This window comes from Streptomyces sp. NBC_00400 (assembly GCF_036048035.1).
GTDB lineage: Bacteria > Actinomycetota > Actinomycetes > Streptomycetales > Streptomycetaceae > Streptomyces.
Genome location: NZ_CP107940.1, coordinates 1,433,528 through 1,454,164, shown reverse-complemented (window position 1 = coordinate 1,454,164; position 20,637 = coordinate 1,433,528). Strand labels below are relative to the sequence as shown.

Genomic DNA, 20,637 nt, shown 5'->3' with positions numbered 1-20,637 from the left:
GATGAGGGGACGCATCACCTACTGCATCGTGGGCACGGGTTTCGCAGGAACCTGCGCGTTGTGGCATGTGGTGCAACGACTCACCGATCCATGCCGTAGGCCCTCGCTCTCCCCCTCGGCCGTCACGATCGTCACGGTGGAGCGGGGGCCGGTGAGCGGGCCGGGATATCCCTACGCGAAGGACAACGTCCAGCTTGCGCACCGGTGCAACAACGAGGCGAGCACCATGGGGATCCACGGCAATGATTTCGTCGAGTGGCTGGCCGCGAGCAAACCATGGCTCATTACGGATTATCCGGAGATGGTCCGGGAGACCCACCCCGGAGTCGAGCTCAGTGAGTGGCAGCCCGAAAACGGCGAGTTCTATCCGCGTGCGTTGTTCGGCCTGTACCTCGAGAAGCGGTTTCAGGAGACCGTCGAGCGGGCTCGTGCACATGGCATCGACGTTCAGCAGTACGTGCGCCACGAGGCCGTCGACGGCTACGCAACGGAGCAGGGTTTCGCCCTGTCCCTCCGTAGCCTCGGTACCGACCACGAGTTCACGGTGGACGGGATCGACCGCGTCCTGCTGAGTACCGGGCACTGGCAGTCCAAGGCGACCGACCCACTTTCCGGAGAGAGTGGATACGTCATGGTGCCCTATCCACCGGACGCGGTGAAAGCGGCCGTCGCCGAACGCATCCGGTCGCGGCGCGCACGCGGCGAGCGGCCCTGTGTGTTCGTTCAGGGGATGGGCCCGAGCGGTATCGACGCCATCATGACCCTGTGTGGTGACGGCGAGTTCACCTACACCGACGACGGTCATGTCGCGTCGTACCAGCCGGCGGCGCAGGCCGGCGAAGAGCCGTTGCACATCGTCGCCGGATCGCGCTGCGGGTTCTTCCCTCCCGTGCGGGGGCCGCTCGTACCGTACGAGCCGCACCATCTCACTGAGGAGCGCCTGGCGGAGATCCGGCGCGATCACCAAGGGCATCTGAAGATCGAGCGCATTCTGGAGCTCTTGGACCAGGACCTGCGCCGGGCAACCGAGGGGGCAGTGGGATGGAACGACATCAAAAACCCCCGCTATCACTCCGCCAGGGAAAAGCTCGCGAGTGATCTCCGGGACTCGTACACCGGAAACCTCGTCCACACCATTGTGTTGAAAGCGCGGAGGATGCGCTTCTACAACCAGCTCGAACCGTCTGACAAGGCGGCGTATGACCGTCTGCTCGACACCCACTTCATTCGGACGGCCGTGCCGATGCCGTCCGCAAACGCGGAGAAGCTTCTTGCTGTGATGGACGCCGGAATATTGACGACCGTCAGGCAGGGCTATGACGCGCCGCGCACAGCAGTGGGGGAGGACGGCGAGTTCCGGATCACCTACCGGTCCGACGAGGGCGGACGGTCGACCCTGCGGGCGGACTGCGTGATCCGCGCCAGTGGGCAGGACTTCAGCATGGAGAACCATCCGTCACCGTTGGTGCAGAACCTTCTGAGGCGGGGCGAGATCGTCCCGCATGAGGAGGGGGGATATGTCACGGGCGGTATCGCGCTCGATGCTGACGGCGGGTATCGGGTGATGAAGCGGACGGGCGGCGGGTGTGTTCCGTCGCCGTATCTCACCTCCTACGGTTCGCCCGTCAGGTTCTGGCAGCACGAACACAATTTTGCCGGCGCATTCGTCGAGGCGGCCGAGTGGGTCGCCGACGAGTGGCTGGACGTCGCGGCGGCCGTCACCGCACGCTCCGTAGCCGTCGACGGTCCCGGATTGGTCACCAGCGAGACAGGGAGCTGAACCATGGAGATGAAAGAGTTCCATTATCAGGACGGCCTGCGGGTCAGCCTGTTCAATCTCGACCACAAGGCTGTCCCCTATCACTTCCATAATGAAGTGTCCGACATGATGTATTGCTCACGGGGGCAGATCACGATCGAGCTGCCCGATACGGACGAGGTATTCACCGTCCACCGGGATCAGGTGTTCCAGGTTCCCCACCCGAGCAAGCACAGGTTCGTCAACGGAGCACCTGTCGGAACGCCTTCACGCTATGTCCTCCTGCAGATCGGCGATTTCGACATCAACTTCGTCCGGGCCGCCAAGGACATCGCGGGGCAGTTCGCCGAGCGCACCGCGACGCAGGTCACGGACGGTGCCGTTTACATCGAGGATCGCAAGAGCGACATCATTAAACTCGCCGATCACTTCGAACAGGAGAAGCCCGAGGTCCTGGACGCGGAGGAGCAAGCTGACGTCGTGACGGCACTGCGGTGCTTCGCCTCCCGTGGCGTGGAGAGCGCGCACCCGCGGAGTGGCCGCAACTCTTGACCGACACGGCCCTGCTCTCCTTCGACGTGGCCACCGTCACGTTGATTGTTCTGACGTTCTTCGCGGGTGGGTTGATCAAGGGGTTGACCGGCCTCGGCCTGCCGCCCGTCGTTCTCGGGATTCTCGCGGCGACGGTCGGGATCCACCCCGCGAAGGCGCTGATTCTCATTCCCACGTTCCTGACCAACGTCCTCCAGGCGTCGCGCGGAGGTCACGGCCGGGAAGCCGTGCGGCTCACCTGGCCGTTCCTCCTGGCCGCCACGGTCTTCACCGTCTCGGGCGCATTCACACTGAGCTACTTCCGGGCGGACGTGATGTCCGCACTGCTCGGCCTGGGGCTCGCGGTGTACGGGTTGCTCGGGCTGTTCAAGCTCCGGGTGAACATCAGAGACAGATGGTGGCACCACCCCGCGGGTGTGGTCTTCGGAGCCACCAACGGCTTCCTCACCGGAATGACCGGATCGTCAGCCGTCCCAGGAGTTTTCTACCTGCAGTCCATCGGGCTGCTGCGGGACCAACTGGTGCAGAGCATGGGGATCCTCTTCACGCTCTCCACCGTTGGTCTGGCATGGTCGCTGCGGACGCAGGACCTGCTCAGCATGAACCTCGGCGTCATGTCGGCCGCCGCCTTGGCCCCGGCGTTTCTCGGGATGTCGGCCGGCAACCGGATTCGCCGAAGGATCTCCGAGGAAAAGTTCCGCACAGTACTGTGTGTCGCCCTGCTGCTCCTCGGCCTGTACGTCGCGATACAGAGTCTGGCCGGCTGATGAGGCTTCATGAAGCAAGGAGAGGAATCGCCATGGAACACCGTCTTGCCGAACTGCTGGGTGAGTTGGAGGAATTCGGCAGTACCAACGATGCGGCGACGGACGACCGCAGCCGGAAGATGCTGAACATCACGCACGACACCGGTGTGTTCCTCGCGTTACTTGTCAAGGCTTCCAAGGCCGAGAAGGTGCTGGAGATCGGGACGTCGAACGGCTACTCGACGTTGTGGCTCGCCGACGCCGTGGGCGAGGACGGCTCGGTCACCACCATCGAAAAGGCGCCTGACAAGCGCGCGATGGCCGAGCGGAACTTTCAGCGTGCCGGGCTCCGCCCCCGCATTCAGCAGATCGAGGACGAGGCCGGCCGGTTCATCGCCACGCGCGATGCGGGTGAGTACGACTTCATTTTTCTGGACAGCGACCGCGGACAGTACGCCGGCTGGTGGCCCTCGCTACAGCGGATCCTCGCGCCCGGCCACCTGCTCGTGGTCGACAACGCGACCTCCCACGCGCACCAGATGGAAGACTTCAACCGGCTGGTCACGGCCTCGGACGGCTACCTCAGCTCCCTTTCGCCGATCGGCAAGGGCGAGCTGGTGATCCTGAAGGAGGACGCGTAGCGGGCCGGCGCGGAGCGAGGGCGTACCCGGTCGGGGACGCCGAGCACGTCGCGGAATGCTTCGACGGCAACGCCCATGAACCCCAGGCGCGCGGCTGCGTGCCGTGATCACCACGTCGTCGGAGGCAACGGCCGCCGGTCTGGTCTGTGCCACGGGATGCGGCGGAAGCCGGGGCTGAAGCCGCCGAGGTGCGGCTACTTCTCGGGGCGTAGGCGGTCCAGCGTCGGGTGAAGCACAGAGAGGGCTGTACCCGTGGGAGCGTGTACAGCCCTCCCCCTGTGTGCGGGAGTGTCAGCCGGGGTTGTCCGGCCTCAGCGGCGTTCGCAGGCCAGTGTCAGGCACAGCATCAGCACCTCGTAGGGGGTGCTGTCGCTCTGTGCGGTGGGTGTCCCCTCGGAGTCCGCGACGAACCTCCACTGCGAGGGCTGGGCGTGCTGGGTCTCTGCCTTCTTCTCCACCTTGACGTGGAGTGTGCGGGCCTGCGGGTCGTTCGTCTCGACGGGCACCTCGTCGCTGTCGACCGAGAAGTGGTCGTGTAACAGGACCAGGCCGAACCGGTCCAGGTTGCCGTGCTTCTCCAGCACGGCCTTGATGTCGTTGGCGAACTCCGCGTCCTGCGGGCCGAGCGGTTCTGCGTCTTCGAAGCGAGGAAGGTTGCGCGATGCGCTGCTGGTCTGCGTAGGCATGAAGATCTCCCTTCGACCGCGCTCTGCGGTCTCAAGTCACCATAAACAACGGATGAGTTGTGGCATAAGTGCCTGACGGTGACAGGGATGCCACGCGAGCCGGACGGCGCTGCCGGGACTCAACGCCCACGCCGGGGCGACGAGTACACGGAAATGCTCCACGCACATCGAGTGCTGGCCACCCATGCGGAACGCCCCTGGCGTACCGTCTCCTGGGTGTGACACGTCCGGGGGCGAAGCAGCCTGGATGCCCGGGCGGGCCCTGGCTGAACGCGCGCTGCGGCGCAGGCATCACTGAGCCGGTTTGCACTCCTCGGCGTAGCGGGCCAGCCCCTCCGCCATGCCCTGCATGAACTTCTGCAGGTAGCGCGGCATCACCCAGCCCCACAGCCGGCTCGTCTCGTAGCAGCTTCCAGACGATGTCCGGCGAGGCGGAGGTGGTCACTGTGACGTCGTAGGTGTGCATGATGGTGGGCTCCTGTGAGTGGAGGTGGGCGGCGTCCCCGCCCAAGAGACACGGTCGACGCGGTATCAGCGGCCGGTCGTGCCGTCGATGAGTTCGCGGAGGATGTCCGCGTGGCCCGCGTGCCGGCCGGTCTCCTCGATCATGTGGGTGAGCGCCCAGCGGATGCTGGGAGCGGGGCGGTCCGGCCTCGGCCGGGGGACCGGTGCGCCCAGATCGGTGCACCCGTCGAGAACGTCGTTGGCGCGCTTGACCGCGTCTCGGTAGCGGGCGACGACATCGGCGACGCTGTCCGCCGGTGCGGCGTGGAACGTCGCCGGCCAGTCGGTGACGTCGTCCCCGGGGAACATCGCGCGCTCGACGAACGTCAGGTGGCTGAGCAGGCCGAGCAGGTTCGTGCCCGACGGCACCGCGGCTGTGCGCACCTGCGGCTGGGGGGCGTCGTCGGCCTTTGCGGCGCCTTGTCCGCATCAGGCGACGACCATCCGCTGTCCGCAGTCGACCACCTGATCTGTGCGGGGCCAGCTCTCAAGGCACCGCATCCGTACCAGATCCGTACCGGCGGATCATGGCGGGCTGCGACGGGCCGGGGCGCCGGGTCGTCCGCGGCGCCTCCACGGTGCGACGGTGAGGCTCTGACCTGCGCGTAACCTGCTTCGGGGGCGGTCGGGGCCATGCCCCGAGGGCCTTTCCTGACCGGGCGTCAGGACCGCGTCGGAGAGCCGGTAGCGTGGCCGGGCGAGTGAGAAGACCCTGCAGCACCGGATCGACGGCCCCGACGACGCCCCCGTACTCGTACCGGGCGCCGCGTTCGGGACCACCCGGCACCGGTTGCAGACCGCGTCTTGTGCGGTCCAGGCCGTCCAGGACATGGGTCGCGCTGTGCGGTGTTTGACGGGGCCCGCTTGTCCTCGGGCTCGCCGCTTCCGACCGGCGCCTCTGGCCTGTCCTGCCGCACCAAAAGGCCGAAGAACGGGGCATCGTGCAGGACCTGGACGTGCCGGCGGCCACCGACCACGGCCACCCGGCAGTCCGGACCGACCGTCGAGGCGGTAGCGGGCCTTGCGGCGTCGCCATGGGTGGAGAACCCCTCCGGGTAACCGTGAGTCGTCCGTTAACGACGCCGCGATCAGGAAGCGGCAGTGACCCTGGCGGTGAGCCCGTAGTCCAGCTCTGCACCATCGACGAGCATCGCTTCGACCGTGCGCGTACTGGGGTCGATGTCGGCCACGATCCCGTGTCCGACGTAGCGGGGGTAGCCCGAGGCGCCCGACTCGCCTGTCGCCTCGACGACCGCCGATCGGACGGCTGAGTCCTCCACGGAGGCACCGCCGCTGTCCACAACGTGTTCGGGGACCAACAAGATCGTGAAGCGCTGCGGCTCTGTAGTCATGCTCCGATATTTAAGTGCCTGTGCCACCAGCCGTGGGACAGGCACGCGGCATCGCAGGTGCGTATGCGGGCGTTTCCGAAGATCTGCTGTCGGGGAATCAGGGCCGGTTCCGGCGCGCGGGCAGCCCCTGCGCGTCTGGCAGTCGACGAGGTCGCCCGGAAGTGTGACGCCACGGTGAGCGCTTCCCGCCGGACGCCGGATTGCAGCAGACGCATTCCCCCCACGGCCTTCGTGCTGGTCATGTGCCTCTTTGGTCGGCGCACAAGAGCAGACGAAGGCCGTGTTCACGTCCCCAGGATCCTCGTACGGGCGATCAGGTTCGGGGAATCGTGCGAGGTCAGACCATGAAGAACAAGCTCAGCGCATCCACTCCGAGTAGAAGTTGGGGAGGCCGGGCTGGGGGTCGCTGACGCAGGTGGCCTCGTGGTACTTGGGGTTCTGTGAAAGGTCACTCTGCATCTGGTCATAGCACTTCTGCCAGGAGTCGAACGACTCGCCACCGACCGGCTGCCAGCCGTCACCGGGCGGAGGGCCGGCGGCAAAGGCGGCCGTGGCAGTCAGCGGCACAGTGACCGCCGCGACACCCACGGCGAGACCGAGAGCGATACGAGTGCGCAAGGACTTCATGAATTCCTCCATCGTGTTTTCAGATCTTTTTCCGCAACATCTCTCCTGGAGCGACACCGCGGCCAAAGCCGCCTGCTCTGTGCGTCGTTCACCAGGCTTGATGCACGCAGTGGGCCACGCATGGTGTGTGTGAGGCGCAGATTGCTTCCGTCGCTGTGGCGGTGGGGCTGCCCCGCCGGAGGTGGCTGCACCGCCACAGCCGGGCGGGTCCTTACGTGTGGGCGCTGACCACACCGCCGGCGCTGAGCACGATGTACACGCCGTTGGCGTCGACCCCCACGTCGTGCCCCTTCGTCTCCAACGTGGCGGCCACGCCCTCGAAGCCGGTGATCTGCGCGCGGTACCGCAGCTCGCCGGCCTTCGTGACCTTGGCCGTCCAGCCGCCCGCGAGCTTGAAGGTGCCCGGTCCCTGGTGCTCGCCGCCCATCCAGGAGTGGATCTCGCCGCCCACCGTGAGCACGACGTACATGCCGTTGGCATCGAGCCCGGCGTCGGCGTCCTGCCCCGTCGTCTCCATCGTGGCCACGACCGAACCGTCGCTGACGATCTCGGCGCGGTAGCGCTGGGAGCCGAGGCCGTAGATCTTGGCCGTGCTGCCGTCCACCAGGGTCTGGGCGCGGACCGGGGTTCCCGTCCTGGCCCTGACGGACTGCGCGCCGCCTGACTGCTTGCCCGCAGCGACCGACTTGGTGCCGATCTCTGCAACGGGGCTCTCCTTGCCGTCAGAGCTCTGAATTCCGGGCCGGCCCGAGGGGGTGGACTCGGCGGTGGCAGAGCTCGTGCTCGTGTGGCCCGCGGACTTCGCGTCGGCGGCGTCCGAGCCGGAGCAGGCGGTCAGGGTGAGGCCGGCGGCTGCGGTCAGGGCCGCGGCGGCAATGCGCAGGGTGCGGCGACGGGCGGTGCGGGCAGTGGTGCTGGAGCGCAATTCAGGCCCCCGGGGGCAGTCGGTGTCGTTGTCTCCTCGGTACGTCACCCACTCTGGTCCGGGCCGCTATCGAGAAACTGCCGTTCCACTAATAATCGGCTAACACGGGTGTGAGCAGGGGAAGAAGCCACGCGACCCATCGGACACGTCCTGGTGACCTGAGTCGTTGATACCTCGCCGGCGACTGGCGAGGTATCAACGACTCAGGTCACCAGCCCTGTGCTTGACCTCTAGGCCAAGCACAGGGCTTTGTACGTGCCGATACTTCGACTTGGGCTCCGGCCTCGTTCATGCCGCGCGCCGGCACTCCGGAATGAATGCTCTGGGCACGGTCAGTCGAGTCCGGATGCGTTCGTGAGCCCACCGCAGCTGATGGATCGCCGTCCCGGCGGCGTTCGGCAGGAACGGCCCGGCCACGATGCCCGCATACCGGTGGACCGGCAGCCGCTGCCGCTGCCGCTGCCGAAGCCGAAGCCGAAGCCGCACGAGGCTGCCGGGCGCTTCAGCGGAGTTGTGCCTCAGCGGAAAGCGGCGATGTTGCGGGCGACCCAGCCGTTGAAGGGGCGCGGGGCGCGGCCGAGGACTCGTTCCACGTCCGGGCTGATCCGCAGTTCGGCCGGGTTCGGGGCGGCGATGATGTCCAGGGTGTCGTCGGCGAGTTCCGCCGGCACGAACTGGGTCATCGCGGCCTTGGCCTCGTCGCGGGTGAGTTCGCGGAACCGCACCGGCGAGCCGAGCGCGGCGGCGATGGCCTCTGCCTGCTGACGCGGTGTGATCACCTCTGGCCCGGTCAGCTCGTACACCCCGCCGGTGTGCCGGTCGTCCAGCAGGCAGGCCGCCGCGACCTCGGCGATGTCCGCCGGGTCGACGACCGGTACCCCGACGTCGCCGAAGGGCGCCGCGACCGCCCTTTGCGTGCGGACGGACTCCGCCCAGGCCAGGGCGTTGGAGGCGAAGCCGCCCGGCCGCAGGACGGCCCAGTCCAGGCCGGACTCCCGCAACGCGTCCTCCAGCGCGCGCATCGCGACCCGCGACGGGCCGAGCGGCCTGGTCGCCACGCCCTGCGAAGACAGCAGGACGATCCGGCGGACCCCACTGGCCTCGGCCAGGCCGATGATGTCGGCCGGCCTGGCTCCGGGGGCGTGCAGGTCGCCGGACAGCAGGAGGAACAGCGCCTTCGCCCCGTCCAGCGCGGGCGTGAGGCCCGCCGGCTCGGCCAGGTCGGCCGCCACGTGCCGGACGCCGTCCGGCACCGTCGCCGCGTGCCGCGACACCGCTGTCACCTGCTCGCCCGCCTCGGTCAGGGCCCGCGTCAAAGGTCGGCCCACGTTTCCGGTAGCCCCGGTTACCACGATCATGTTCAGCTCCTAGTCCGTTGTGCACTACGGCAGTTGACGTTAGGAGGAGGGCTTACTTTTCGTAAGAACATACCCAGAGGTAAGCTCCGGACATGAAGGAAGGCGCGCAGCTGACGCAGGCCGAGGTGGGCCAGAGGTATGAGGTGTTTCACACCGACTGCCCCGCGCGGGACGTGGTGGACCACGTGACCAGCAGGTGGGGCATCTGGGTGCTGATCGCCTTGCGGAGCACCGACCTTCGGTTCTACGAGCTGCGCGACAGCATCCAGGGCATCAGCGAGAAGATGCTCGCTCAGACCCTGCGCGCACTGGTCAAGGACGGCCTGGTCCGGCGGGAGGTCGAGCCGACGACGCCGCCCCAAGTCACCTACGGGCTGACTGAGTTCGGTCAGGAGGTCGGCGAACCGCTGACGGACTTGTTCAACCGGATCACACAGCGGCTACCGCCGCGCAGCCAGGGATAGTGCGGTAGCGGCCGGCCTCGAAGGCGAATCCAGCGTGACCTGATGACCTGCGTGGATGGGTCGGCAGTAACCGGCGAGGCTGTCGAGGATCTGGTCGGCGGCCTTGTGCCATACGCAGGGGCGGGGGCCGGTGTTCCCGTACTTGATCCAAGCGCGGATGTCGCGTTGGAGGGCGGGATCGGATCGGTGGACGCTGCACTGGAGCTTCTTGCAGGTGAGCTCGGCGAACCACCGCTCGACCAGGTTCAGCCAGGACGAACCGGTCGGGGCGAAGTGCAGGTGGAACACGCGGGCTATATCTACATCTCCTTGGCGCGGACGACGTGTCTACGTCCGCTTGGAATCAGCACCGCGATGCACGGTGCCCCCAGGCAGACGCGGCGGACGGCTGATCCGTCTCTCCTCGGCGGGTCGGCTTAGTGGGTTGGGTGTGTCAGGTCAGATGTGTGCTTTGGTGATGAGTTGGATGAGGGTGTTTTGTGGTGATGGTGTCAGTTGCCCTCTTGGGCGCGTCCATGACGTCGTGCCATTCGTCCTCGATCGTTGTGTGCATGGAGTCCGACCGTGCGGGTGGGCCGGTTTCATGAATGATCTTCACGGTGTCGGCGATGCCGTCGGCGACGCTCGCCTCCATTTTCACAGGGGTGAGCGAAGAGGGGAGGGGCATGGTTGTTTTCCGCTTGTTGTGGCCTTCCGATAAGTGACTCTTTGTAAGAAGAAACAGTTGGCGACTTGTAGGCTTCTGCGATCTGAAGAAGGTGCTTGATTTCGTCGGTGAGGTCGTTCGTGCTGGGGCCGGCGAGATGAGCCGTCTGGGGGTGTGGTGGCGTTCCGTTGCGTTTCGCCTGGAGGGCGGCGGTGAGCCAGCAGGCGGTCATGTGAGCGTCGCGGAGGTGCGAGGGGACGGACGGGGTGCTGATGTGTTGGTGTGCCAGGTGGAGCGCGCTTGGGGTGGCGTAGTTCCGCAGCACGATCATCGCGTCCCGAATTTCGATCACTCTCCGGTAGAGGCGGAGTTGAAGTGGGATCATCATGCGCTGTAAGTGCCGCGTCGGTCCCAGGACGACATCGGGGGTGGCGGTGGTGAGGTCCGTCCACAGGTGGGCAAGCGCTCGGTAGGACCTCCTGCCGCGTCGGCGGTCGCGTGCCTGAGTCAGGACGGGAAGGGCCACCCCCACTGCTATGAACAGGGCTTCGATGCCGGTGAGGGGCGAGAACAGTGGGGCGATGGCTGCCGAGCGTGTCTGCAGGTATGCGAGTTTGAGAACCCACAGCAGGTCTGCCAGCAGCATGCCGGTGGCGAACAGGCGTAATCCGTAGCGCAGTAACCGCGGTGTGCCGGGGCGGCCGTAACTCCAGCATACGAATCCGCAGATGCTGTCTGCGACCAGGTGAAAGGAGAAGAAGAGCCACCAGTAGGTGTCCGGAACGCTTGGGGTCGTCGATGAGGGGGTGATTATGTTGCGGGCGTGCGGGGGAGCGCCGGTGTCCAGGATCACGAGCATGGTGATGACTGTGATCGCGGCACCGAACACCAGGGTGGTGTGGCGGTGTCGTCCTGCGGCTCCGCAGATGAACCAGAACACTGCGGCTGCATCGATGATGCCGAAGATGTGCGTGATCATGTCGATCCAGTGCGCGTTCGGGGCCACGTGTGCCAGCGCAGCGGTGACGGGTTCGAGGTGCGTCGACATCGCGAGTGCAATCATGAGGGTGGCGAACCATAAGGGCTGTTGCTCCCGGTCACGGATGCCTTGTGGTGCGCGGGCGACCGCTACGCCCCACAGCGCGGATATGCCGGCGGTCTCTACCCACGGCGGCATGATGCTCCTGGATGCCGGGCCGTCCGCAGTCCCATGGCGGACTCCAGCCCGCTGAGCATTCCGGAGGGCAGAGTTGGGGCGGGAATGCGGCCGGCAGCCTCCAGGATGAGGCTGGCCATCATCTCTGCTTCCTGTTCCTGCTCATCGGAGTACCGGATGCGGGGCAGTGCTTGCCGGATGGACTCCGGGTCCGCGATGTCGATCATCCGGTACAGCTGCTGGTCATCACCTGCTGACCGGTGGCCGCACACCATGTGTCCGATCTCGTGCACGATGATGTGCTCTTGGTGCAGAAGGCTGGTCTGCGAGTCGTAGAAGATGTAATCTCCGCGCTCGGTGACCAGCCACATGCCCGATGGGGTGCCGGGGGCCGTTGGCGTCGGTAACGGAAGCAGATGCAGCGGCCGGTCTCGTTCCCCCGCGAGCCGGCTACATAATTCCTCCGCAGAAAAAGGCTCTGGCCAGGGGATGCCGCCGATCACCTTGCGGCAACGGCGGCGCAGACGCCTCCAGCGCATCTCAGTCGAATCTCCGGGGATCGTCGGGGCAGGAGGACATATGACCTTGTAACCGAGCCGCATCCTGTCGCCGGGCGGGCTCATGCGCGTGGCGGGGACGGAGGTTTTTTCGGACCTTGCTCCAGCGCACGGATCTGGCGAATCATGTCCGCGGCCATCCGTTTCCCCTCTGGGGACAGCGCCGTGAGGTCGCCGCGCAGATATACCGCGCTCACCCCGGCCTCGGCCATGGACCTGTCCAGTTCACGGCGGGCCAGGTCTTCCTCGACGATCACACTTCGGGCCACGTCATCGTCGATGAAGTACGACACAGATACACCGAAGTACGCTGCCAGAGCGCTGAGATGCCGCAAGGTCGGATTGGTGCGCTCTCCGCGATGCAGTTGCCACAGGTACGCGCCGGAGAACGTCTCGCCCGACTGCGCGGCGATTTCCGCTGCCATCGTCTTGTAGGACGGCTTGTCATCATTGCCCGGTTTGGCATGCAGCTTGAGCAAGTGGTCGAGCTTCTGCGCAACTGTCAAACGCTGCCGGGGCGTGATGCCCTCCTGGCCGCTCATCGCCGACTCCCTATGCAAGGCACCTGTGTTGGGCTGCCTCCATCGTGCCCGAAGACGGCATGCGCGAGAAGTGGCACACCCCTCCGGGCGCTCGCCTCGGCTGCCAACGAACGGTCTGCTGTGCATGTGAGGAGGCGTCCGGCTGTTCGCCAAGGTGCCCGGGCGGCGGCTTTACTGAGCCGCTCCCGGACGGACTGGAGTCTGCGGCGGTGGTGGCGGCTCTGAATACCTCAGGGCGTCACGCGCGAAGCCTCCACCGTGGAGGGGTGCGGCATCGGCGGTTGCAGGGGCAGGCCGGCTCGGCCCAGGTGTGAGCGAGGGCCCCGGGTGCATGGACAGGGCGGGCTGGGCGGCTGCCTTCTGGCGGCTTGCCGCAGCATCGGGCAGATGCGGCGGCCGGTGGTGCTGCAGCCACCCCAAAAGTCCCCGGACCACGGACGCAACCGCTGGCAGGGAGACGTCCCGCCGCCCATCGACAACTGGAATGAACGAATGGCTGGTTCCTGGTGTCATATCAGTTGACGGTCCTGCTGGGCCGTCGATAACTTCCACGGCGTGACACAGAAAGGCAAAGTCCCGGGGCGCCACGGCACGTTGCAGATCCCACGTCAGCACGCAAGCCCGGTGCCGTCGTGGCCGGTCGATTGCCCGCTGTGACGGAGTCCGCGAGACGGAGCCCGGAAGGGGGGCGTCGTCGCCTGGCCCGGACCTGCACGTTGCCCTCATCTGCCTGCTCCCAGGCCCTGTTCTTTCGGCGATGCTTCAACCACCGCAAACCACGGCCGTGTGAAGAGCTCTTGGGGAACGTGGAACGTCTGCTGCTCGGCCTGGCGGAGGCCGGGCGAACGGCGAATGACATCCCGTTGTCCGGAGCGGAAAGCACGCCGCGCTCGCCTCTTCGGCGCCGGCCGTGAGCGCGTGTCTGCGACGACCGGCCGAGCGCTTCGCTGCGGGGCCGGGATCTGCACTCAACCAGTGGCGCGCGTCCCTGCACGTACATCTGCACGTACATCGAGAATCCGTGACGAAGGGATTTTGGGCCTTGCTGACGGTACGATTACGTCTTTCTGTCTCCCCGCCGTCGGCCGTGCTCGCCGGACTGTCCGGTCTCCCGTCCTCTCGGCATGAGCCAGGGCTCACTGCCGGACCTCAGGTCACGCAGGCGGGCAACAGGATGCACTCTCGGGTGAGGTGACGACATGTCCTACCTGCCCCTCCAAGTGACCCATCCGATCGCTGACGGATTGATCAGTCTTGATCACAGATATGACTCAGCCCGCAAACCGGCAGCGATGGTGCCCACCTCCTCGTTGCTTCCCTCTCACTCGCCAAGGATTGCGGGAGAGGACGAAAGGCATGTCGAGGCGCTTGCTGAGTCGGATGCACCGCTACCGCCCATCGTCGTGCACCGGTCGACGATGCGCGTTGTCGACGGCATGCACCGCCTGCGGGCTGCCGCGCTCAGAAGCCAAGAGCGCATCGCGGTTCAGTTCTTCGAAGGCAATGAGGAAGACGCCTTCGTCCTGGCGGTGGAGCTGAATTCGGCGCACGGCCTGCCGTTGAGCCGAGCCGACCGTGCCTGTGCAGCGGCACGGATCATTGCCTCTCACCCGCAGTGGTCGGACCGGCGTATCGCCGCCGTTACCGGTCTCGCAGCCAGCAGCGTCGCAGCTATGCGGCCCCGTTCAACGGAAAAACCTGAGCAGTTGACCAAACGGGTGGGCAGGGACGGACGCTCCCGGCCTCTCAATCCGGCCGAAGGCCGCATACGCGCCAGTCGGCTGCTTGCCGCCAAGCCTGGCAGCACCCTCAAGGAGGTTGCCGAAGAATCCGGGGTCAGCCTCGCCACGGCGAAAGATGTACGGGACCGGGTGCGTGCCGGAAAGGACCCGTTGCCACCGAGGCTGCGTAGTGCTGCCCGGACTCAACCCGGGCCAACCGGCATCGACGAGAGGCCGGCAGATCCTAGCCATGCCCTCTTGCACACCTCACCGCCCGACCTCGACTTCGTACTGCGCCAGATCGCGAAGGACCCCTCTATGCGGACAGACGCGGGCCGTTGCCTGGCGCAGCTGTTGAGGACCCATGCCCTTGTGGACGAGAGCAAGTGGTGCAGGCTGGCTGCCGGTGTGCCGGGACATCGTGCTGCAGCGGTGGCCCAGGCCGCGCGGGTGTGTGCCGAGCAGTGGCTGCGTCTGGCGAGGGAGGTTGAAGCCAGCAGTCATGAAGCGTTGGGATGAGGAGTCGGGCTGAGCCTGATGGCCACGTCCCGGCAGCCTGGCCGGTATCGCAGCGGCACGGGCCGTGTCTGCAGCCGCTTCCTTCCGGCGAGGGGCTGAGCCGCAGCAGAGTTCGCCGCGTAGACGCGGTGAGTGTCTGGGCGCTGCTGACCATGTGTGAACCTCCCGGCGCAAGGCGCGCTGCGCAGAACCGGCCGGACGGGCAGGCCAGGCTCACGAGGGGACCGAGAGAGGACCGCACGGCCAGCGGTTGCGCGCGATGCCGGTCGCGGACGGCATCGGCCAACGAGCTCTCCGGACGGCGGTGTTGCCGGCGGCACGAGTCCCGAACACGAGCTGATCCGGCTCGTGTCAGGCAATCGACTTCGCCGACGGCCTTTTGGCCGGTAGCGGCACAGCCGCGGGGACCGGGCAGCACAGGCCCGCCGCCCGGCGAGGCCCGCGCCAAACCTCGGGTCAGACGGCGAACAGATTGTCCTGCTCGACGCGCAGGGCATCGACGAGCCGGCCCGACGGCAGGGACACATCGGCGTAGCTGAGCACGGTGTCCCTGGCGACGGCACGGCGCAGCACACAGCCTTCGGAGATGCCCATCGGCAGCAGTCCGTCGGCGCGCGTCACAGCATGTGACTCAGCCACCCCGTAGCTGTCGTAGCCGCCGATTCCGTCCAGCACCGTGCCGGCAGGCAGGTCCCGCTTGGCCGTGGCCACCACGTCGACGCGGGGGCCTGCGGGCGGGGTCAGTGCCGCATCGCCGAAGTCCACGGCGCGCACCACGGTGTGCGGCACCTCGAAGTGGCACAGGTGGTAGGGCGTGTAAAAGCTGTACAGCGGACCCCGGCCGAGCTTGTACAGCTCCAAGTACTGGCGCTGTGCCGGGTCGTCGTGGGTGCCCAGCACATACACACCAGGGGCGGGTTTGGCGCCCACCACGTAGTCCACGATGCCACCGAACTCACGCAGTTCGTCGACGTCGTACATCCCGGTCAACTCATCGACATGGCCGGTGTGGTCGCGTCCGTACATGCCGCGCCGGGGCACGGTGAAGCCGAAGGCGTTTGCCACGATCGCCTGCTCGAAGGAGACCTTCGTCCCGTCGGTGAAGCTGGTGATCATGCGGACGTTCTGGCCCCACCGCTTGGCGTACGGCTGCTGGGTGGTGGGTGTGCGGTACTCGTCCTGAAATCCCTTGACGTTGCCGGCCACCAGAGGGCTCACACCCAGACTGCGCACGAACCGCAGCAGATTGGCCTGCACCGCGGGCTGGTCACCGTCCGCCCCGGTGAGCACCACCCCGGCCGTGCGGGCACGGTGTGCGAGCAACGGGCCCACCGTACAGTCCAGTTCTGCGTTCATGGTCACCACCGGCAGCCCTCGCTCGATGGCGGCGACGGTCACCTGGGCCCCGAACTCCACCGCGCCGGTGACGTCCACCAGACAGTCGATGCCCTCTGCGGCGATCAGGGCGAACGCGTCCTCAGTGACCACCGGCCGGCCCCCGGCCACCGCCGCCGAGATCGCGCCCGCAGTATCGGCCCGCACGTGCGCCAACCCCGCCTCGGTGTAGGCACGTTCGGCGTGGGCCGCATGACGGTTGGAGATTGCCGCCACCCGCATGCCGGCCACCGAGGTGGAGATGTGCCGCACCAGGCCGCGTCCCATATAGCCGGCGCCGACCATGCCGACCCGGATCGGCCGGCCCTCTTGCGCGCGCCGGCGCAGCACGGTGTCGACGATGATCATCGGCGGCCTGCCGAAACCGCGGCCGACCGGGGCCGGCGCAGCGCGTACGAGGCGCTCGCGCGGCGTCCGGGCCACGCGCCGCAGCGTTCGGCGTCCGGCTTCGACCCCGACGCCCCGAACGCGGGCCCGTGCACAGGACGCGAGCACTTCGAGGACCGGAACCGGCGGACGGAGCGGCCGGGCGATCCACGGTCAGCCTCCGGCCGTTCTTGCTCGATGAGCGCCGCACCCTTCGGCAAAGTGGCGTGCACCAGCATGGCGAATCTCCGATACCTGTCGAAGCATCATGGAAGCGCGAGGCTAGGTCGGTGGCACGAAGCTGGGCAACATCGCCCCGATCGGTCGCGTGTGTGCGAGAGCGCGTACACCGCACGACCGTCGTGAAAGCACACCGCATCGATGCCGGACGCCCCTCGCGCACAGTCGGCAAAGCACCGCGGAATGTGGTGGAAGGCTTTCGACTGCTTACCTTACGCAGTCGAACACACAAGACGGCTGCCGGCCGCGGGAGTTGACGGTCTGTCCGGCTCACTCGGTATCTTCGCGCAATGCGTCCGCTCCCCGTCGCAGATCCAGGTAGCCCCGATATTCGCTCCGCCTCCCGGTACTTACTGTGGCTTGCGGGCCGCGTCGCCTGGCCATTGAGTGCGGCAGCCTTCCTGGGTCTGCTCTGGCTCGGCTCGCAGGCACTCGTACCGGTCGTCGTGCGCGAGGCCATCGACCAAGGGCTCGTCCCCGGCAAGATGGACGCCGTCCTCGTATGGTCCGCCGCCCTCCTGGGCCTTGGCGTGGTCCAGGCGGCCTCCGGTACGGTCCGCCGCCGGCTGAGCATGCACAACGCGCTGGCCGCCGGCTTCCGCACAGTGCAACTCGTGGTCGGCCACGCGGGCCGGCTCGGCGCCGGCCTCGAACGCCGCGTGGACGACGGCGAACTGGTCAGCATCGGCACCTCGGACATGACCACCATCGGCAACGCCTTCGACGTCGTCGGCCGGGCCTTCGGCGCAGTCGTCTCCACGCTGCTGGTGGCCGTGGTGCTGCTCGATCAGTCCCCCTCGCTCGGCCTCCTGCTGATCGTCGCCCTGCCCGCGATCATCCTCACCATGGGCTACACCCTGCGCCCGCTGCACCGCAGACAGGGCGCCTACCGGGATCTCCAGGGCGAACTGACCTCCCGGCTCACCGACGTGGTGACCGGGCTGCGGGTCCTGCGTGGCGTCGGCGGCGAGACCTCCTTCGCCCGCTCCTACCGCGAGCGCTCCCAGCGCGTGCGCGTCGCCGGCTCCGAGGTCGCCGGCGCCGAGGCCCTCATCCGTGCCACCCAGGTGCTGCTGCCCGGCCTGTTGGTCGCCACCGTCACCTGGGTCGGCGCCCGCGCCGCGCTGAACGGCTCGGTCACACCCGGCGAACTCGTGGCCTTCTACGCGTACGCCGCCTTCCTCGTCGAGCCGCTCGCCATCTTCACCGACACCGCCGACCGGTTCGCCCGGGCCCATGTCGCCGCACGCCGCGCCATAGCCGTGCTCTCCCTGCCCGCCGCCTCCCCGGACACCGAATGCGGGCGCACCCCGCTATTCGCAGGCGGGCACGACCTGGTCGACGAGCGCACCGGACTGGTCGTCACCCCCGGCTCGTTCCTCGCGGTGGTGGCGCCGCCGGTCGAGGGCGTACAGCTCGCCGACCGGCTCGGCGGCTACTCCGACGGGCCCGTCCGCTACGCCGGGCTGCCGCTGACCGAGCTGCGCACCGAGCAGCTGCGCGAACACATCCTCGTGGTCGACAACCGTTCCCGGCTCTTCCGGGGACCCCTGCGCGACAGCCTCGACCCGCACCGCGCCGCCTGCGACGACGACGTGCATGCCGCGTTGCGGGTGGCCGTCGCCGAGGACATCGTCGAGGCGTTGCCCAACGGCCTGGACACCGAGATCACCGCCGACGGGGCCCGATTCTCCGGCGGCCAGCGCCAGCGACTGGTGCTCGCCCGCGCCGTGCTCGCCGACCCCGGCATCCTCGTCGTGGTCGACCCCACCTCGGCCGTCGACGCGCACACCGAGGACCGGGTCGGCCGCAGGCTGCGCGCCGCCCGCCAGGGCCGCACCACTGTCCTGGTCAGCTCCAGCCCGTTGCTGCTCGACCACGCCGAACAGGTCGCCTTCCTCCACGGCGGCCGGGTCGCCGCCACCGGCAGCCACCGTGACCTGCTGGCCACCAGCGCGCACTACCGCCTGCTCATCCAGCGCGAAACCGGCGAGGACCGCACCGGGGACACGCCCACCACCAGCTTCGTCCCCCGGGGGCCCGCGCAATGAGCAGGAAAACGCTGCCGGTCGCCGACACGGCCGAGGTGCGCAAGCACGCCCGAGCTCTGGCCCGCCGCCACACCCGCGACCTCGGCTGGATGCTGGCACTGCACGGACTGGCCACGGTGTGCGCACTGCTCGCTCCCTGGCTGATCGGCCGGCTTATCGACGAAGTGGCCGGCACCACCGCCACCGCCACCGCCGACACCGTCAATCTGCTCGGCCTCGGTCTGCTGGTCTCACTGATCTCCCAGGCCGCGCTCACCTACTGGGCGGTCCAGCGCTCCTGCCGGTTCGGCGAGAAGATCACCGCCGAGGTGCGCGAAGACTTCGTCGACCGGGTGGTGGGCTTGCCGCTGTCCACCGTGGAGGACGCCGAACCCGGCGATCTGATCACCCGTGCCTCACGCGACACCGACGCCCTCACCAACACTGTCCGCTACGCCGCCCCCGAGACCCTCATCGCCTCGCTGACCTGCCTGTTCACATTCAGCGCACTGCTGCTGGTCGGCCCACTCACCGCGCTGCCAAGCCTTCTGGTCGTACCGCTGCTGTGGGCCGGCACCCGCTGGTATCTGCGCCGCTCCGGCGCCGCCTACCGCAGGCGCGGCGCCAGCTACGTGGCGCTCGGCGACAGCCTCGCCGAGGCAGTACCCGGGGCCCGCACCGCGGAGGCATTCGGCCTCCAACACTGGCGCCGCCGGGCGCTCGACCGCGACCTGGCGCAGGCATACCAGGCCGAACGCCACACGATGTGGCTGCGCAGCTCCTGGTACCTGCTGGTCGAGCTCAGCTACGCCGTCCCGCTGGTGGCCACCCTCGCCGTCGGCGGGCTGCTCTACACAAGCGGCCTGGCCTCGCTGGGCCAAGTGGTCGCTGCCACCCTCTACGTACGGCAGTTGATCTTCCCGCTGGACGACGTACTGAGCTGGACGGACGAGCTGCAGATCGGCTCGGCCTCGCTGGCCCGGGTGCTGGGCGTGAGCAAGCTGCCCGCGGACCGCGCACCCACCGGTGCCCGGCCCTCAGGACAAGACCTCACCGCCCGCGCCGTCACCTACTCCTACGTGCCCGGACTCGCCGTTCTTCACGACATCGACCTCGACCTCGCGCCGGGCGAACGGCTCGCCGTCGTCGGCCCCTCCGGTTCCGGCAAGTCCACCCTCGGCAAGCTGCTCGCGGGCATCTACCACCCCGGCTCCGGCACGGTCCGGCTCGGCGGGGTGCCGCTGGTCGAACTGAGCACCGGGGAACTGCGCGACCGCATCGCGCTGGTCACCCAGGAACAGCACATCTTCCGCGGCACCCTGCAGGAAAACCTCACCCTCGCCCGACCGGGCGCCGACGCCACCGAGGTGCGCCGCGCCCTGGAAGTGGTCGGCGCCGGCGACTGGGCAGCGGCGCTGCCCGACAGCCTGGACACCCTCGTCGGTTCCACCGGGCACGAGCTCACCGCCGCACAGGCCCAACAGGTCGCACTGGCCCGGCTGGTGCTCGCCAACCCACACACCCTGGTCCTCGACGAGGCCACCGCGCTGCTCGACCCGGCCACGGCCCGGCACACCGAGCGGGCCATGGCCGCCGTGCTGAACGACCGCACCGTCATCGCCATCGCGCACCGGCTGCACACCGCCGAGGACGCCGACCGGATCGCGGTCGTCGAGAAGGGCCGTGTCATCGAACTGGGCAGCCACCACGAACTGCTGGCCGCGAGCGGTGCCTATGCCGCATTGTGGCGAGCCTGGCACGGTGAATGAATCCCACCGCCCGCACGGCGAATGAAATCATTGCGGCAAATGCGGCTCCGGTTCTAGCCTGAGCATATGAACCCAAGGAAAC

Annotated in this window: 18 protein-coding genes and 3 pseudogenes; 9 read left to right on the top strand and 12 right to left on the bottom strand. The window is 67.7% G+C overall.

All coding sequences use genetic code 11. The features are described from left to right. The first annotated feature begins 1 nt into the window (after window position 1). Genes OHS81_RS06495 through OHS81_RS06480 form a run of 4 tightly spaced genes read left to right on the top strand, consistent with a single transcriptional unit; the run spans window position 2 to window position 3,698 of the window. On the top strand, window positions 2–1,780 hold the full coding sequence (locus OHS81_RS06495) for an FAD/NAD(P)-binding protein (protein WP_328383274.1): 1,779 nt from the start codon (window positions 2–4) through the stop codon (window positions 1,778–1,780). A 3-nt stretch (window positions 1,781–1,783) separates the two neighbouring features. Next, window positions 1,784–2,311: a hypothetical protein gene (locus OHS81_RS06490; RefSeq protein WP_328383272.1), complete on the top strand. Its 528-nt coding sequence runs from the start codon at window positions 1,784–1,786 to the stop codon at window positions 2,309–2,311. Continuing rightward, on the top strand, window positions 2,308–3,078 hold the full coding sequence (locus tag OHS81_RS06485) for a sulfite exporter TauE/SafE family protein (protein ID WP_328383270.1): 771 nt from the start codon (window positions 2,308–2,310) through the stop codon (window positions 3,076–3,078). The genes OHS81_RS06490 and OHS81_RS06485 overlap by 4 nt, the downstream gene beginning before the upstream one ends. A 32-nt stretch (window positions 3,079–3,110) precedes the next feature. Next, window positions 3,111–3,698 (top strand): O-methyltransferase, encoded by a 588-nt coding sequence (locus OHS81_RS06480; protein ID WP_328383268.1) that lies wholly within the window; start codon window positions 3,111–3,113, stop codon window positions 3,696–3,698. 311 nt (window positions 3,699–4,009) lie between these two features. Here OHS81_RS06480 and OHS81_RS06475 read toward each other — a convergent pair whose 3' ends face one another. Beyond that, window positions 4,010–4,384 carry a hypothetical protein gene (locus tag OHS81_RS06475; protein ID WP_328383266.1) on the bottom strand — a complete coding sequence of 125 codons (375 nt, stop codon included), beginning with the start codon at window positions 4,382–4,384 and terminating at the stop codon, window positions 4,010–4,012. A 531-nt stretch (window positions 4,385–4,915) separates the two neighbouring features. Further along, window positions 4,916–5,305 (bottom strand): annotated as a pseudogene (locus tag OHS81_RS06470) (DinB family protein); the annotation flags it as partial. Between the two features lie 295 nt (window positions 5,306–5,600). Between OHS81_RS06470 and OHS81_RS37380 the strand changes: the two are divergent. Further along, window positions 5,601–5,675 (top strand): annotated as a pseudogene (locus tag OHS81_RS37380) (3-oxoadipate enol-lactone hydrolase); the annotation flags it as partial. A 301-nt stretch (window positions 5,676–5,976) separates the two neighbouring features. On the opposite strand, the gene OHS81_RS06465 reads toward OHS81_RS37380, so the two are convergent. The 4 genes from OHS81_RS06465 to OHS81_RS06450 all read right to left on the bottom strand — a co-directional run bounded on the left by OHS81_RS06465 (window position 5,977) and on the right by OHS81_RS06450 (window position 9,150). Then, the gene (locus tag OHS81_RS06465; RefSeq protein ID WP_328383264.1) at window positions 5,977–6,240 is read right to left on the bottom strand and encodes a hypothetical protein; all 264 of its coding nucleotides are present in this window, start codon (window positions 6,238–6,240) and stop codon (window positions 5,977–5,979) included. 357 nt (window positions 6,241–6,597) lie between these two features. After that, window positions 6,598–6,867: a hypothetical protein gene (locus OHS81_RS06460; RefSeq protein WP_164492826.1), complete on the bottom strand. Its 270-nt coding sequence runs from the start codon at window positions 6,865–6,867 to the stop codon at window positions 6,598–6,600. A 211-nt stretch (window positions 6,868–7,078) separates the two neighbouring features. Next, window positions 7,079–7,792: a hypothetical protein gene (locus OHS81_RS06455; protein WP_328390943.1), complete on the bottom strand. Its 714-nt coding sequence runs from the start codon at window positions 7,790–7,792 to the stop codon at window positions 7,079–7,081. Between the two features lie 518 nt (window positions 7,793–8,310). Beyond that, on the bottom strand, window positions 8,311–9,150 hold the full coding sequence (locus OHS81_RS06450) for an SDR family oxidoreductase (protein ID WP_328383261.1): 840 nt from the start codon (window positions 9,148–9,150) through the stop codon (window positions 8,311–8,313). Between the two features lie 92 nt (window positions 9,151–9,242). On the opposite strand from OHS81_RS06450, the gene OHS81_RS06445 reads away from it, so the two are divergent. Then, window positions 9,243–9,614 carry a winged helix-turn-helix transcriptional regulator gene (locus OHS81_RS06445; RefSeq protein ID WP_328383259.1) on the top strand — a complete coding sequence of 124 codons (372 nt, stop codon included), beginning with the start codon at window positions 9,243–9,245 and terminating at the stop codon, window positions 9,612–9,614. A 42-nt stretch (window positions 9,615–9,656) separates the two neighbouring features. Here OHS81_RS06445 and OHS81_RS06440 read toward each other — a convergent pair. The 5 genes and pseudogenes from OHS81_RS06440 to OHS81_RS06425 form a co-directional block, all read right to left on the bottom strand. Further along, window positions 9,657–9,899: pseudogene (locus OHS81_RS06440) on the bottom strand (IS630 family transposase); the annotation flags it as partial. Window positions 9,900–10,047: 148 nt separating this feature from the next. Further along, window positions 10,048–10,248: a thiamine-binding protein gene (locus OHS81_RS37375; protein ID WP_443058662.1), complete on the bottom strand. Its 201-nt coding sequence runs from the start codon at window positions 10,246–10,248 to the stop codon at window positions 10,048–10,050. Next, the gene (locus OHS81_RS06435; RefSeq protein ID WP_328383257.1) at window positions 10,196–11,437 is read right to left on the bottom strand and encodes an MAB_1171c family putative transporter; all 1,242 of its coding nucleotides are present in this window, start codon (window positions 11,435–11,437) and stop codon (window positions 10,196–10,198) included. The genes OHS81_RS37375 and OHS81_RS06435 overlap by 53 nt, the downstream gene beginning before the upstream one ends. Further along, the gene (locus OHS81_RS06430) at window positions 11,422–11,787 is read right to left on the bottom strand and encodes a hypothetical protein (RefSeq protein ID WP_127154751.1); all 366 of its coding nucleotides are present in this window, start codon (window positions 11,785–11,787) and stop codon (window positions 11,422–11,424) included. The genes OHS81_RS06435 and OHS81_RS06430 overlap by 16 nt, the downstream gene beginning before the upstream one ends. Window positions 11,788–12,035: 248 nt before the next feature. Continuing rightward, window positions 12,036–12,515, bottom strand: a complete 480-nt coding sequence (locus tag OHS81_RS06425) for a helix-turn-helix domain-containing protein (RefSeq protein ID WP_328383254.1) — start codon at window positions 12,513–12,515, stop codon at window positions 12,036–12,038. A gap of 1,199 nt (window positions 12,516–13,714) precedes the next feature. On the opposite strand from OHS81_RS06425, the gene OHS81_RS06420 reads away from it, so the two are divergent. Then, complete coding sequence (locus OHS81_RS06420) at window positions 13,715–14,755, top strand: ParB/RepB/Spo0J family partition protein (RefSeq protein WP_328383253.1); 1,041 nt, start codon at window positions 13,715–13,717, stop codon at window positions 14,753–14,755. Between the two features lie 456 nt (window positions 14,756–15,211). Here the strand turns inward: OHS81_RS06420 and OHS81_RS06415 are convergent, their stop codons facing one another. Beyond that, a complete protein-coding gene (locus OHS81_RS06415) occupies window positions 15,212–16,573 on the bottom strand; it encodes an NAD(P)H-dependent oxidoreductase (RefSeq protein ID WP_328383251.1) in 1,362 nt (453 codons plus the stop codon). Between the two features lie 566 nt (window positions 16,574–17,139). Here OHS81_RS06415 and OHS81_RS06410 point away from each other — a divergent pair. Then, window positions 17,140–18,807 (top strand): ABC transporter ATP-binding protein, encoded by a 1,668-nt coding sequence (locus OHS81_RS06410; protein WP_328383249.1) that lies wholly within the window; start codon window positions 17,140–17,142, stop codon window positions 18,805–18,807. Continuing rightward, a complete protein-coding gene (locus OHS81_RS06405; RefSeq protein ID WP_328383247.1) occupies window positions 18,804–20,555 on the top strand; it encodes an ABC transporter ATP-binding protein in 1,752 nt (583 codons plus the stop codon). The genes OHS81_RS06410 and OHS81_RS06405 overlap by 4 nt, the downstream gene beginning before the upstream one ends. Window positions 20,556–20,637 lie beyond the last annotated feature (82 nt).